The organism is Mesorhizobium sp. M0778 (assembly GCF_040320105.1).
Classification (GTDB): domain Bacteria; phylum Pseudomonadota; class Alphaproteobacteria; order Rhizobiales; family Rhizobiaceae; genus Mesorhizobium.
The window spans coordinates 79,875-93,339 of the sequence record NZ_JAMYPA010000007.1; the positions used below are offsets into that span (position 1 = coordinate 79,875).

Sequence of the window (13,465 nt, forward strand, 5' to 3'; positions counted from 1 at the left end):
CGTCGAAAAAGGCGCGCACCGCACCCCCTCTTCAGGCGGCGAACATACTCATCCGCATTCCAGTCTCAATGACGATTCCAAAAATAATCAATGTTTGCATAACAGAAGAAATCCATGTTGCACAAATATCACTTCATATTTTATTCACGTTTGCTCCCGGCACAAACGAGACATTGTCACAATTGTACGAAACTATACTTATTCCATTAGCCGGCAAACCGGTCATAGTCCGGTTGACATTCCTTTTCGTGTTATTTTTTGGAATAGACTTCTAACGTTGGCGGCGAAAATCAAGCCAACTTCGCCATCGCTGCGTTCTGTGCGGCAAGAACGACTTCCGCCACCAGATCCTGTTTGAGCATTTCAATGGGAATACGTCCGGCAAGGCCGGGCGCAGGGCCGACCAGCCACGACCAGGCACGCCGCGGATCGGGCATCGCGGATAACACTTCGTTGATACCCGGAGCCGGCCTGCCGTCGACGAACTGCGCCAGAGGAAATACATGTTTGCGGCCACCGGTGCGCAACGCAACGACCGTGCCGCTCCGCTGCCAGCGATGCAGGGTCGAGCGCGATATGCCGAGATTTTCCTGCAGGAAGGTCGACCCGGCGACCCGACCGGCCCAGTCCTCGACCCGCATCGCGTCGAGGTCGCCCGTTCCGGCCAGGGGTTGGATGTCTGCCCCTTGGCCTTCGTGCGCCGTCGACAGAGGCGTCCGGGTACGGCGTTCCGTCGCTTCGGCCGCCAATATCCGCACGAACCGCGACGCCATGCCGGGCAATCTTTCCTGCATGGTGTCGATCGCCCTGATGTCGGTCGGCGCAAGCAGGGCGACGGCGGCGGCAACGGCCCCGGCGACCCTGCCCGCTGCGACGACCGCATCGCTGTTCGTCACCTTGCCTTGCCGCGCCAGCACGCGCTCGATCTCAACAGCGACGGCGTTTGCAAACTCGATCTGACGGATGGGGTCGATGCGATTCCAAGTCCCGGTCATGTCCTAATCTGGCTGTTTGCCCGCCTGTTCCGGTTTGCTCGGAAGCGGGTCTTTCGCACAGCCTATAGGCAGGGTGTATGACGGAGAGACGACAAACGGGAACCACGCACGGTCGCAGTGTCGGCAGGTGCTCCAGCCGATCTAACTGACCGATTTTGCATGAAATATCGGAAATTTCTCAGAACCCGCTCAGGATTTCGGGTCGCGCTGGTGCCAATAAGAAACGGGTCGACCGACGTGGTCCACGCATAGCCTTCCCGGAATGATTCGGCCGGCTGTTCAAGATGCAAGTCGACCGATTGGGCAGCCCGGCGACCTCTCATTGTCATCTGCCCGTGAGAGGACCGACATGACTTCTTTCCTGCACCTGGTGCGACAGCATCAGTTGGCTGCCTTCTTTTCGTTGGCGCTTGCCCTGAGCTGGTTTGCCTTCATCCCGTTCTACCTGTCGAATGGCGATACCATTCCCTGGTTTACCTTCGGCCCGATGGTCTCCGGATTCGTTGTCGCAGCCCTTTCCGGAGGCTGGGCTTCGGTCAAGGCCATTCTCGCTTCCGTGGTGAAGTGGCGGGTATCTCCGCTGTGGTATCTGGTGGCATTCGGCCTGCCATTCGGCACGCAGCTTGCCTCGATCCTGGTCAATCCGCTGTTCGGCTCGGCGACGCCGGTCTGGAGCAACATTCCTGCTGTCACTGAGATACTGCCGATCATCGCGCTGTATGCGGTCTTCAGCGGCCCGCTTGGCGAAGAGCCGGGATGGCGCGGCTTTGCGACACCGCGGCTGATGGCCAGCCATTCAGCGCTGGCCGGAAGCCTGATCCTCGGCGCGATCTGGGCAATCTGGCATTTTCCGCTCGGCCTGGTCGGCGATCTCAGCGTCTACGGCACGATCAACGTCGTGCTGGCGGCAGTGGTGTTCACCTGGCTCTATCAGAACACCGGCAGTGTGCTTCTCGCCATTCTCATGCATGTCACCCATCAGAACAGCGTGCGCTTCCTGGGCAAGGTGTTCATCGACGCCGACCATGTGCAGCAGCAATGGATCGGTGTTGCGATCTGGGCGGTGGCTGCCGTCGCCATCGTTGTCTTCTACGGTACCGAAAGCTTCGTCCGCAGGTCGGCAACGCAGCCCACCCTCGCTGGCACCGTCTAATTTGCGGCGCCCAAATCAAAAGCCGCTTTCGGCGGCGACAGACCTTGACCCAGCCCTCCAGCCGTAGGCCAATAAAGGCACGGCTTCAGGGAGCGGGCCGTCTCGATGGCGGGTTCGGCCACTGACCAGGTTTTTCAGTTTGGCGGTTTCACGCTCGATCTGGGCAAAGGTACGCTCGGCCGGGCCGAACAGCCGGCCTTCCTGCGGCCGAAAGCCTACGCATTGCTGACGCATCTCGCCCGCCATATCGGCCGTGTGGTGCCGAAGTCGGAACTGATGGATGCGGTCTGGCCGGGTGTTTTCGTCACCGAGGATTCGCTGACGCAGTCGATTCGCGAGATCCGCAAGGTGCTCGGCGAGGAAACTATACGGACCGTATCGAAGCGCGGCTACATGCTGATCCCTGAAATCGAACCGGTGCCCGAACCCGGCGCACAGCCGATCGTGGCGGTGCTCAGGTTCCGCAATGACAGCGCCGATCCGGCCGACGAAGCGATCGTCGACGGTATTGCCGAAGACATTATCAACGGCCTCGCCCGCTTCGACACGCTGACGGTCCTGGCGCGCAATTCGAGCTTCTCGTTTGCCTCATATTCGCCCAGTGAATGGCCTGTCGTGCGTTCGCGCATCGGCGCCGATTATCTCATCGAGGGTTCGGTGCGCCGGCACGCAGACAGCATCGTCTGTGCGGTCAATCTCGTTGACGCAGCCAGCGCTTCCCAGCTCTGGGGGGATCGCTACCAGGCCGATTACGCCGGGCTGTCCGCCATCCAGCAGGAGATCGTCGAAAAGATCGTCGGCCGGCTGGTGGTTCGGGTGAACAATGCCGGCCTGCAACGTGCCTCGCGGCAGCCGGTAGCCAGCCTCGCCGCCCATGATCTGGTGCTGCGCGGCGTCGCTTTGCTGCGCGATCCGGCGCAAAGCGAACTGAAAGAAGCGGCAGCGTTTTTCGAAGCGGCGATCGTCAGAGACCCGGCCTATGGCCTCGCTTACACCTATCTGGCGCTGTCGCATGTGCTTAACAGCGAATTCGGACCCACCAGCGACGCCGTTCTGACGAAGGCCCGCGACCTGGCCGACCGGGGCATCGCATTGTCGCCGGACCAGGCAACGGCACACCGCATCCAGTCGCTGGTACGGCTCAATATGCGTGAGCACGAGGCGGCCGAGCATCACTTGCGCATCGCGCTCGAGCTCAATCCGGGCGACGCGGACTGTATCGAGCAGATGGGGCATCTGTTGACGATGCGCTGCCGGCCGCTCGACGCGCTCGCCTGGCTGGCACGCGCCATCCGCATCAACCCGCTGCACCCTCATTGGTATCAGTACGATCGCGCGCTCGCGCTATACATGCTGGGCGAATACCGCACGGCTGCCGAGGCGCTGGAGCTGGCGACGCGATCGAGGCCATGGATCCGCACCCGGCTTGCCGCCTGTTACGCTCAGCTGGGCGAGATGCAGGCGGCAAGGCGCCAGACTGCGCTGATCAGCGCTGACGGCTCCAATTTCTCGCCGCTCGACCATGCAAGAACGGGCATCCCCTTCGAAAACGCCTCCGATGCCGAACATCTTGCCGACGGCGTGTCGCTGGCACTTGGGTAATCCTGAGGCGGCCAACAGGCCGCTCGGCGGATCGCCCAAACAGGCTCAGTGCGGAAATTCGAGCCCCATTTCACGGTAGCGCTCGGGATCGTCGCCCCAGTTCTCGCGCACCTTGACGAACAGGAAGAGGTGCACCTTCTGCTCGAGTATGCCTGATATTTCCATGCGCGCGGCCTGGCCGATGGCGCGGATCGTCTCGCCCTTATGACCGAGCACGATCTTCTTCTGGCTGTCGCGCTCGACATAGATGGTCTGGTCGATGCGCACCGAGCCGTCCTTCTTCTCTTCCCATTTTTCGGTCTCGATGTGGGAGGAATAGGGCAGTTCCTGATGCAGCCTGAGATAGAGCTTTTCGCGGGTGATCTCGGCCGCGAGCTGGCGCATCGGCAGGTCGGAGATCTGGTCTTCCGGGTAGTACCAGGGTCCGGCCGGCAAGGCCTCGGCGAGATAGTCGAGCAGGTCCTTGCAGCCGGACCCGGTCAGCGCCGAAACCATGAAGGTGCGCTTGAACGGCACCCTTTCGTTGGCTGCCGCCGACAATGCCAGCAACGTCTCGTGCTTGACCCGATCGACCTTGTTGAGGATCAACACCATCGGCTGCCGGACATCCTTCAGCCGCTCGAGGATGGCGTCGGCATCGCCCCGGATGCCGCGCTCGGCATCGATCAAGAGCAGCACGATATCGGCGTCCTTGGCACCGCCCCAGGCTGTGGTCACCATCGCAGTGTCCAGCCGGCGCTTCGGCTTGAATATGCCCGGCGTGTCGACGAAGACGATCTGCGCGTTGTTGTGGGTGGCAATGCCGCGCACGATGGCGCGCGTGGTCTGCACCTTGTGCGTCACGATCGATACCTTGGCGCCGACCAATTGGTTGACCAGCGTCGATTTCCCCGCATTGGGCGCGCCGATCAGCGCGACGAAGCCGGAGCGGGTAGCGGGAGCTTCTGTTGCCGGCGCTTCGGTGGCGGTCATGCGGCACTCCCTTGATTGAGCCAGACGCCTTCCCGCTGCAGAAGTGCCGCGGCTGCAGCTTGCTCCGCCTCGCGCTTGGAGCGCCCGCTGCCGGTCGCTGGCGGATAGGCGCCGACCTTGACGCTGACGGTGAACAGCGGATCGTGGTCCGGTCCCTCGCGGCTGTCGATTATGTAAACCGGCACCGCGCCTGCCGCCTGATGCGCCCATTCCTGAAGTTCGGTCTTCGCATCGCGGCGGGCGGCGTCGATGGCTTGTGAGCGCGGTTGCCAGTACCTGTGGATGAAGGCACGGGCCGCTTCCAACCCGCCGTCGAGATAGAGCACGGCGATGAGCGATTCCAGTGCGTCGGCGCGCAGATTGACGCGCTTGCGCCCATCGAGGCCGCGTACGTCCGAACCGGCGCGAATGAGTTCCGGCAGGCCGATCTCCTCGGCGATTTCCGCCAGGGCCTCGGCGTTGACCAGGGCGTTCAATCTGAGCGACAGCTCACCCTCGGCAGCGTCGGGAAATGCCGCCAGCAGCATATCGGCAACGACAAGGCCGAGAACGCGGTCGCCCAGGAATTCGAAGCGTTCGTAGTCGATGCCGGCATGACTGCCGCGAGCGCTGGCATGGGTCAGCGCCCGCTGCAGGCGTTGGTGGTCGCCAAAACTGTGGCCGGTGCGCTCCTTGAGCGCCTCGGCGAGCGCATCGGCGGTCAGCCGTTTTGTCGCCGCCATGGTCCTAATTGACGAAATGGAACAGGCGCGAGGCGCGCATCTGCGACGGCCATTTCCAGATTTCGAGCGGGCTGGCGCTGCCGCCGATCGAGAAGAAGATGAGGTTGGCGCGGCCGACCAAATTCTCTTCCGGCACGAAGCCGACGGTGAAGCGGCTGTCGGACGAGTTGTCGCGATTGTCGCCCATCATGAAATAGTGACCGGGCGGCACCTTGAACTCTTTGGTGTTGTCGCCGATCGAAGCCTGTGTCAGGTCGAGCGTGTCGTAGGTGACGCCGTTCGGCAGCGTCTCGCGATAGACATCGACCGGCCCGTTCTCCTCGGTGATGTCGTGGTTGTCGATCTGCCCGACCTTGACGCGTGGCACAGCGACGTCGTTGATGAAGAGCTGGCCATCCTTGACCTGGATCTTGTCGCCCGGCAGGCCGACGACGCGCTTGATATAGTCGACGGAAGGGTCCGGCGGAAACTTGAACACCACCACGTCGCCGCGCTTCGGCTCGGAGCCCCAGATGCGGCCCGAAAAGATGTTCGGCCCGAACGGCAGCGAGTAGCGGGAGAAGCCGTAAGACCATTTGGTGACGAAGAGATAGTCGCCTTCGAGCAAAGTCGGCCGCATCGAACCGGACGGGATCGAGAACGGCTGGAACAGGAGCGTGCGGATGACCAGCGCAAGCAGCAGGGCCTGGACGATGACGCTGACGGTTTCGCCAAGTCCGCCGGATTTCTTCTGGGTTTTTTCAGCCACGCTCATGTCGTCCTCGATTGTGCGTTGGATGGTATAGAGTCTCGGCGCGCGCTGGGCAACGTCATGCCGGTCGTCAGATGCAATCAATGTGGCGCTTCTTCGACCGGCAACGCTTCAATGATCACAAAGGCTTGAGCGAGCGGAAAATCATCGGTGATGGTGAGGTGGATCACGGCGCGGTGCCCTTCAGGCAGGATTTCGTCCAGCCGCGCTGCCGCCCCGTTGGTCAGCGCCATGGTCGGCTTGCCGCTGGCCAGGTTGACGACGCCCATGTCGCGCCAGAACACACCCTGCGCCAGACCGGTGCCCAATGCCTTGGCGCAGGCCTCCTTGGCAGCGAAACGCTTGGCATAGGAGGCCGCACGCGCCGCGCGGTTTTCGGAGCGCGCCTGTTCGATCTCGGTGTAGATGCGTTGGATGAAGCGCTGGCCATGACGTTCCAGCGACTTCTCAATGCGTCTGATGTCGATGAGGTCGCTGCCGATACCGATAATCATTCGGCGGGAACTTCCGGCCCGGTTTTTCCGGTCTTTGCGGCTCTTTCGGCCAGACGCTTGCGGCGCTGCTCGTGGAAAGTGACCATACCCCAGCGGGTAATGCCGTAAAACAGCAGGCCGAAAACCAAGCCAAGCGGTATTGCGCCAATGGTCATCGGCTTAAGCACCGGTCCCCACAACTGCGCAAAGGAAAGATTATGCAGCATGTCGCCGAGATGCGCGGGTGGGCCATGCGCCGGCAGGTGTTCATGCAGGATCAGCTTGCCGACCTCCCAGGAGGCGGCCCATAGCAGCGGAAAGGTCAGGGGATTGCCGAAGACCGTGCCGAGTGCTGCCGCCACCAGATTGCCGGCGATCAGCCAGCACAGCATGGCGGCAATGATGAAGTGGAAGCCAAGCGGGAAAAACGACGCGAATACGCCCGCCGCAACACCGGCGGCCACGGCATGCGGCGTGGCCCTAAGCCGCAGGATGCGCTTGGAAAAATACCGCAGCGAGCGCGAGAACGAGCGGCGCGGCCACAAATAAGTACGCACCCGCTCGAAAAAACCATCAGGCTTGCGCCGTCGAAAAAGCACTCTGTTCCTGTTCCTAGTTCCATCAATGGCTTCGCGCCGGCTTTCCCAGCCGGGGCGCGACAGCCCTATGCTGCGCTTTGCGGTCACCGAAAGGCAACTACGACTTTGATATAGCGATGTGCTAGCCGAAGAACAACGAGGCCGACGGCATCCGCTCGGTCGCCACTTGCGGCAGCCTTGGGTATCGCCATTCTGAACAGGGCATGATCGCGGCGAATTTGAGGAGCGCCACTCAGGAACGATACTCGCTGACCTCGACGAGGTTGCCGTCCGGGTCACGGAAATAGACCGACATCATCGGGCCACGGGCGCCGATACGCTCGACCGGGCCGACCTCTATGGCTACGCCGTTGGCCCCGAGGCTGGCGCATATCTCGGTGAGCGGCCGGGCGGCAACGAGACAGAAATCCCCAGAGCCGGGAGTCGGCGCCTTGGCCTTCGGCTCGAAGGTGCGCCCGACCTCATGCACATTGATCTTTTGCGTTCCAAACAGCAGCGCCGTTGGTCGGTCCGGCTCGTCGAGGCGCTTGAAGCCAAGCACGCGCTGATAGAAGGCGCAGCTATCGTCTACCGAACGAACTGTCAGCACGAAATGATCGATGCCGGTGATCACGGCGGCGGCTCCGTTATAAATTGCGGCTGCCCGGCTTGATCGCCGGTATGGCGGCAAGCTCGGGCGGCAGCCTGTCGGCCGGATAGGCCGGAACCTCGTATTCGGCGAGCGCGATCAGCGGCACGCCGACATCGGTCTTGCCGGCCGAGCGGTCGATAATGCATGCAGCGGCAACGACTTCGGCGCCAAGGCCGCGCAGGCAGTCGATGGTCTCGCGGATCGACAGGCCGGTGGTGACGATGTCCTCGACAATGACAACGCGCGACCCCTTGGCGATTTCGAAACGACGGAGCCTGAATTCGCCCCCTTCCCGCTCGACCCAGATCGCCGGCGCACCAAGATGGCGCGAGGTCTCATAGGCCGGGATCAGCCCGCCGATCGCTGGGCCGACGACATAGTCGATCCTGCCGGGAACGCCAGCGCGGATCTTTTCGGCCAGCGCCTTGCACAAGCGCTCGGTCTTGTCGGCATGCATGAAAACGCGCGCCTTTTGCAAAAAGACCGGGCTGCGCAGGCCGGACGTCAGGATAAAATGCCCTTCGAGAACGGCGCCGGCCTCGCGGAAAATGCCCAGCACTTCATCGGTGTTCATCGTTCGCTCCATGCCCATGGTGAATGGTGAATGGTGAATGGTAGTGAGTAGTGAGTAGTGAGTAGTGAGTAGTGAGAGCACCCTCTTTCACTATTAACTATTCACTATTCACTATTCACTATTCACTACTCACTACTCACTATTCACTATTCACTATTCACCCATTCACGCGTCGCGCGTCGCTGACGCTCGAATTGTCCTTTAGCTGCGACAGCAGCCGGTTCAAGTGCTTCAGATCCCACACTTCGAGATCAATCAGCATTTCGGTGAAATCGGGCGCGGTGCGCACCATCGACAAGGTGTGGATGTTGGCGTCGTTGGATGCGACGACCTGCGCAATGTCGGCCAGCGAACCCGGTGCGTTGATGGCGGTGACCGAGACACGCGCCGGGAACCGCTCCTTGGTGCGCTCGTCAATATCCCAGCGCACGTCGATCCAGCGCTCAGGCTGGTCGTCAAAGGCCTGCAACGCCGGCGACTGGATCGGATAGATGGTGATGCCGGTTCCCGGCTGCACGATGCCGACGATGCGGTCGCCGGGCACTGCCCCCTCCGGCGCGAAGCGCACCGGCAGATCGCCGCGCACGCCGCGGATCGGCACCGCATCGTCACGCGGCTGGTTCTTGTCCTTGCGTGCGGCGCGGCCCGGAATCTGGAACAGCATGCCGGCGGCGTTGCGGATCTTCGACCAGCCCTCCTCGCGCTGCTTGGGCGCGACCAGCGTGACGCGCTCGTCCTTGTAGTCAGGAAATACCGCCTTCATGACGTCGCTGGAGGCAAGTTCGCCACGGCCGACCGAGGCCAGCACATCCTCGATGTCCTTGCGCGCCAGCCGGTGCAGCACCGGCTTCAGGTTTTCCTTGGTGAAGGTCTTGCCGGACCGTTCGAAGGCGCGCTCCAGAATGCGGATACCGAGACCCGAATATTGCTTGCGGATAGCGTTCTTGGTGGCACGGCGGATGGCCGAGCGCGCCTTGCCGGTAACGACCACCGATTCCCACGCCGCCGGCGGCACCTGCGCCTTCGAGCGGATGATCTCGACCTCGTCGCCGTTCTTCAGCTCCGTCATCAGCGGCATGATGCGGCCATTGACCTTGGCGCCGACGCAAGTGTCGCCGACATCGGTGTGGACGGCATAGGCAAAGTCAATCGGCGTGGCGCCGCGCGGCAGCGCGATCAGCATGCCTTTCGGCGTAAAGCAGAACACCTGGTCCTGAAACAGTTCCAGCTTGGTGTTTTCGAGGAAGTCCTCGGGATTGTCGCCTTCGGCAAGCTGCTCGATGGTGCGCCGCAGCCAGGCATAGGCATTGGTCTCCTTCGAGATCGCATGGACGGCACCATTCATCTTGCCGCCGGTATCTTTATAGATCGAATGAGCGGCGACACCGTATTCAGCGATCTTGTTCATCTGGTAGGTGCGGATCTGCAATTCGACGCGCTGGCGCGACGGGCCGACGATGGTGGTGTGGATCGAGCGGTAGTCGTTCTGCTTCGGTGTCGAGATATAGTCCTTGAAGCGTCCGGGCACCATCGACCAGGTGGTGTGGATGGCGCCGAGCGCGCGATAGCAGTCCTCGACCGTCTCGACAACGACGCGGAAGCCGAAAATGTCGGACAGTTGCTCGAACGACAGCGCCTTGGCTTCCATCTTGCGGAACACCGACCACGGCTTCTTCTGCCGGCTCTTGACCTCGGCCTTGATCGAATATTTGTCGAACAGTGTGGACAGTGCCTTCTCGATCTCGGACAGCACGCCCTTGTTGCGCTCGAAAATTTCGACGAGGCGCGCGGTGACGGCGCGGTAGGCTTCGGGATTGATGAAGCGGAAGGCGATCTCCTCCAACTCCTCGCGCATGCCTTGCATGCCCATGCGGCCGGCCAGCGGCGCGTAGATGTCCATCGTCTCTTCGGCAATGCGCAGGCGCTTGGCTTCCGGCACATGGTCGAGGGTGCGCATATTGTGCAGGCGGTCGGCGAGCTTGACCAGAAGCACGCGCACGTCTTCCGAGATCGCCAGCAACAGCTTGCGCAGGTTCTCCGCCTGCTCGGCCTTCTTCGAGACGAGGTCGAGCTTCTTCAGCTTGGTCAGTCCTTCGACCAGCTTGCCCATTTCCGGACCGAACAATTCGTCGATCTCGGCCCTGGTCGCCGTGGTGTCCTCGATCGTGTCGTGCAGCAAGGCAACGGCAATCGTCGCCTCGTCCATGTGCATTTCGGTGAGGATGGCGGCGACTTCGAGCGGATGCGAGAAATAGGGATCGCCGGAGGCGCGCTTCTGGTGGCCATGCTTCTGCATGGCGTAGACATAGGCCTTGTTGAGCAGCGCCTCGTTGACGTCAGGCTTGTAGCGCTGGACGCGCTCGACAAGCTCATACTGACGCATCATGGCGGGATCTCGCAATGCTGAAATGAATCATGCGCCGCACTGGCGTACGGCGCATGTCATAGATAGCCACGAAACTGCCGACGCGAAAGTGTCGGCAGTTGTTGCTAAGATCAATAATCGTCGCTTTTTTCCGGCGGTACCAGCCCTTCGATGCCGGCCAACAGGTCTTCTTCGGTCATGCGATCGAAGGTGACGTTGTCCTCGGCGTCGTCGGCATCGGTGGCCGCAACAGTGCTGCCGGTCTGGTCGGCAATCGCCTCGCCATCGGCTTCCGGCTCGTCGACCTCGACATGCTTCTGCAGCGAATGGATGAGATCTTCCTTGAGGTCGTCCGGCGATAGCGTCTCGTCGGCGATTTCGCGGAGCGCAACGACCGGATTCTTGTCGTTGTCGCGAGGTACGGTAATCTGCGCGCCCTGGCTGATTTGACGGGCGCGGTGGCCGGCCAGGAGCACCAGCTCGAAGCGGTTGTCGACCTTGTCGATGCAATCTTCAACGGTTACGCGGGCCATGAGTTGCCCCTTTCATGCCTGGATTTGATGGAAAACAGGCGCGGTCCATAACCCGAACGCCGCCAAAATACAAGCTTTTATGGCGGTGCGCAGCTCTGACGCGTGCTCCCTGCGACGACGCAGCGCCGATCACAATTGCTTGCGGTGCCGCATGGTGCCTTGGATTGCCGTAAAACTGGCGTTATCTCGAACGATGAAGGCCAACAGGTCTATTATCAGACCGGCCGATAGTCGCCACGCATTTAGACGACCGCTTATTTCGAAAAAGGACATTTTTGCATGTTCGATCCTCGTGAAAAAATCGCTCTCTTTATCGACGGTGCCAATCTCTACGCCACCTCGCGCGCGCTGGGCTTTGACATCGACTACCGCAAACTTCTGTCGAGCTTCCAGAAACGCGGCTATCTGCTGCGCGCTTATTACTACACCGCGCTGGTCGAGGATCAGGAATACTCCTCGATTCGGCCGCTGATCGACTGGCTCGATTATAACGGCTTCAAGGTGGTGACCAAGCCGGCCAAGGAATTCACCGACTCGACCGGCCGGCGCAAGATCAAGGGCAATATGGATATCGAGCTGACCGTCGATGCGCTTGAGCTCGCCGACGTCGTCGACCATTATGTCATCTTCTCAGGTGACGGCGATTTCCGCACGCTGGTCGAGGCGCTGCAACGGCGCGGGCGCAAGGTCTCGATCGTTTCGACCATGGCATCGCAGCCGCCGATGATCTCCGATGACCTGCGCCGCCAGGCCGACCATTTCATCGACTTGATGGCGCTCAAGAGTGAAGTCGGCCGCGATCCGTCGGAGCGGCCTGTACGCCGGCCCGAGCCGGCCGAAGTCGACGAGGAAGACTATTGACGGTCGTTGCCTTGACCGCGCCTCTGGCCGTCTCTCCCGAACCCGATCGCGACTGCCCGCTCTGTCCGCGGCTGCACGACTTTATCGCCGAGTGGCGGCAGCGCGAGCCGTCCTGGTTCAACGCGCCAGTGCCGACCTTTATGCCGCCGGAAGGCGAGGATGCGGTGCGCTTGCTGATCGTCGGGCTGGCGCCTGGCCTGCGCGGCGCGAACCGGACGGGACGGCCCTTCACCGGCGATTTTGCCGGCGACCTGCTCTACAACACGCTGATCGCGCACGGCTTTGCGCGCGGCGAATTCAAAGCGCGACCAGATGACGGGCTGGAGCTTGTCGGTACGGCGATTACCAATGCGGTGCGCTGCGTGCCGCCGGAGAACAAGCCGGTTGGGGCCGAGATAACGACCTGCCGGACGTTCCTGGTGCCGACGATCGCGCGGTTTCCAAACCTGCGCGCCGTGCTGGCGCTCGGCTCGATCGCGCACCAGTCGACCGTGCGGGCGCTCGGCCAGCGCGTCGCCGCCTATCCGTTCCGGCATGGTGGGCAGCAGCAGGCCAATGGCATCGCGCTGTTTTCCAGCTATCATTGCTCGCGCTACAACACCAATACGGGCGTACTGACGCAAGCAATGTTCGTCAACGTTTTCAGTCAGATAGAAGCTTTTCTGAAGACAGATGGCCGGACGAGGCCCGCCGGCGCACAAGCCCTAGATTCGGGTGATCGCGAACAACCAGGCCAAGAGATCCAGCAACCATAGAAACAGTGCAAGCTGCAGCGCGACGCGCAGGCGTTGGATGATCCGCCAATTGCTGGCCATGTCGGATTTGATGCGCAGCGCAAGCGCTCGGTGCATCCCATCCATGGTTGCGGGAGGATGCTGATCGACGAAATCCTGGAGCAGCTTCTCGGGATCGAAACGGAACGTATAGTTATAATATGGCCACACCATAATCGCGACCAGCAGTCCGATAAGAAAAAGCAATGTCAGCGCCAGCCAGTCCCAAGGCCCTATGCCATCCAGGAGCGCCCTGCCTCCAAGGAGAGAACTCGCGAACGCAGTTGCAAAGATCAGATTTCCAGCGCGCGTATTGAGACTTTCAACCACGCCCTGCTGGTGTGCGAGGCCACGCACCGCCTCCGCATAGACAAACGCCAGGCGGGGATCCCCACCGTCCGTCGCAGCAGGCGGGGCGTTGCTGTCATTGGTTAATGAAGGGCGCTCCGGCATCAAATGTA

Annotated in this window: 15 protein-coding genes; 4 read left to right on the forward strand and 11 right to left on the reverse strand. The window is 61.6% G+C overall.

Annotation, left to right across the window (positions count from 1 at the left end; all coding sequences use genetic code 11):
- Window positions 1-290: 290 nt before the first annotated feature.
- Entirely contained in the window at window positions 291-995 is a 705-nt protein-coding gene (locus tag NKI22_RS12255; RefSeq protein WP_352494848.1) for an antitoxin Xre/MbcA/ParS-like domain-containing protein, read from the reverse strand.
- 349 nt (window positions 996-1,344) lie between these two features.
- Between NKI22_RS12255 and NKI22_RS12260 the strand changes: the two genes are divergently transcribed.
- Entirely contained in the window at window positions 1,345-2,148 is an 804-nt protein-coding gene (locus NKI22_RS12260) for a CPBP family intramembrane glutamic endopeptidase (RefSeq protein ID WP_352814816.1), read from the forward strand.
- A gap of 105 nt (window positions 2,149-2,253) precedes the next feature.
- Window positions 2,254-3,750, forward strand: a complete 1,497-nt coding sequence (locus NKI22_RS12265) for a winged helix-turn-helix domain-containing tetratricopeptide repeat protein (protein WP_352814814.1) — start codon at window positions 2,254-2,256, stop codon at window positions 3,748-3,750.
- Between the two features lie 45 nt (window positions 3,751-3,795).
- Here NKI22_RS12265 and era read toward each other — a convergent pair whose 3' ends face one another.
- From era to rpoZ, 9 genes are all read right to left on the reverse strand, one after another.
- The gene (era, locus tag NKI22_RS12270) at window positions 3,796-4,722 is read right to left on the reverse strand and encodes a GTPase Era (protein WP_352814812.1); all 927 of its coding nucleotides are present in this window, start codon (window positions 4,720-4,722) and stop codon (window positions 3,796-3,798) included.
- Window positions 4,719-5,444, reverse strand: a complete 726-nt coding sequence (gene rnc / locus NKI22_RS12275; RefSeq protein ID WP_031194250.1) for a ribonuclease III — start codon at window positions 5,442-5,444, stop codon at window positions 4,719-4,721. The genes era and rnc overlap by 4 nt, the downstream gene beginning before the upstream one ends.
- 4 nt (window positions 5,445-5,448) lie before the next feature.
- A complete protein-coding gene (gene lepB / locus NKI22_RS12280; protein WP_023719884.1) occupies window positions 5,449-6,198 on the reverse strand; it encodes a signal peptidase I in 750 nt (249 codons plus the stop codon).
- Between the two features lie 77 nt (window positions 6,199-6,275).
- Entirely contained in the window at window positions 6,276-6,689 is a 414-nt protein-coding gene (acpS, locus tag NKI22_RS12285; RefSeq protein WP_023719885.1) for a holo-ACP synthase, read from the reverse strand.
- The gene (locus tag NKI22_RS12290) at window positions 6,686-7,267 is read right to left on the reverse strand and encodes a DUF2062 domain-containing protein (RefSeq protein WP_352494847.1); all 582 of its coding nucleotides are present in this window, start codon (window positions 7,265-7,267) and stop codon (window positions 6,686-6,688) included. Before NKI22_RS12290 ends, acpS begins: the two co-directional genes overlap by 4 nt.
- A gap of 232 nt (window positions 7,268-7,499) precedes the next feature.
- Window positions 7,500-7,880 (reverse strand): VOC family protein, encoded by a 381-nt coding sequence (locus NKI22_RS12295; protein ID WP_352814810.1) that lies wholly within the window; start codon window positions 7,878-7,880, stop codon window positions 7,500-7,502.
- 13 nt (window positions 7,881-7,893) lie between these two features.
- Complete coding sequence (gene pyrE, locus NKI22_RS12300) at window positions 7,894-8,472, reverse strand: orotate phosphoribosyltransferase (protein ID WP_023719888.1); 579 nt, start codon at window positions 8,470-8,472, stop codon at window positions 7,894-7,896.
- 157 nt (window positions 8,473-8,629) lie between these two features.
- Window positions 8,630-10,858 (reverse strand): RelA/SpoT family protein, encoded by a 2,229-nt coding sequence (locus NKI22_RS12305; RefSeq protein WP_352814808.1) that lies wholly within the window; start codon window positions 10,856-10,858, stop codon window positions 8,630-8,632.
- 110 nt (window positions 10,859-10,968) lie between these two features.
- Window positions 10,969-11,370 (reverse strand): DNA-directed RNA polymerase subunit omega, encoded by a 402-nt coding sequence (gene rpoZ / locus NKI22_RS12310; RefSeq protein WP_352481861.1) that lies wholly within the window; start codon window positions 11,368-11,370, stop codon window positions 10,969-10,971.
- Between the two features lie 279 nt (window positions 11,371-11,649).
- On the opposite strand from rpoZ, the gene NKI22_RS12315 reads away from it, so the two are divergent.
- Complete coding sequence (locus tag NKI22_RS12315) at window positions 11,650-12,231, forward strand: LabA-like NYN domain-containing protein (protein WP_352814806.1); 582 nt, start codon at window positions 11,650-11,652, stop codon at window positions 12,229-12,231.
- Window positions 12,228-12,986, forward strand: a complete 759-nt coding sequence (locus NKI22_RS12320; protein ID WP_352814805.1) for a uracil-DNA glycosylase — start codon at window positions 12,228-12,230, stop codon at window positions 12,984-12,986. The genes NKI22_RS12315 and NKI22_RS12320 overlap by 4 nt, the downstream gene beginning before the upstream one ends.
- Here NKI22_RS12320 and NKI22_RS12325 read toward each other — a convergent pair.
- The gene (locus NKI22_RS12325) at window positions 12,936-13,457 is read right to left on the reverse strand and encodes a hypothetical protein (RefSeq protein WP_352814803.1); all 522 of its coding nucleotides are present in this window, start codon (window positions 13,455-13,457) and stop codon (window positions 12,936-12,938) included. The genes NKI22_RS12320 and NKI22_RS12325 overlap by 51 nt on opposite strands.
- Between the last annotated feature and the right edge of the window lie 8 nt (window positions 13,458-13,465).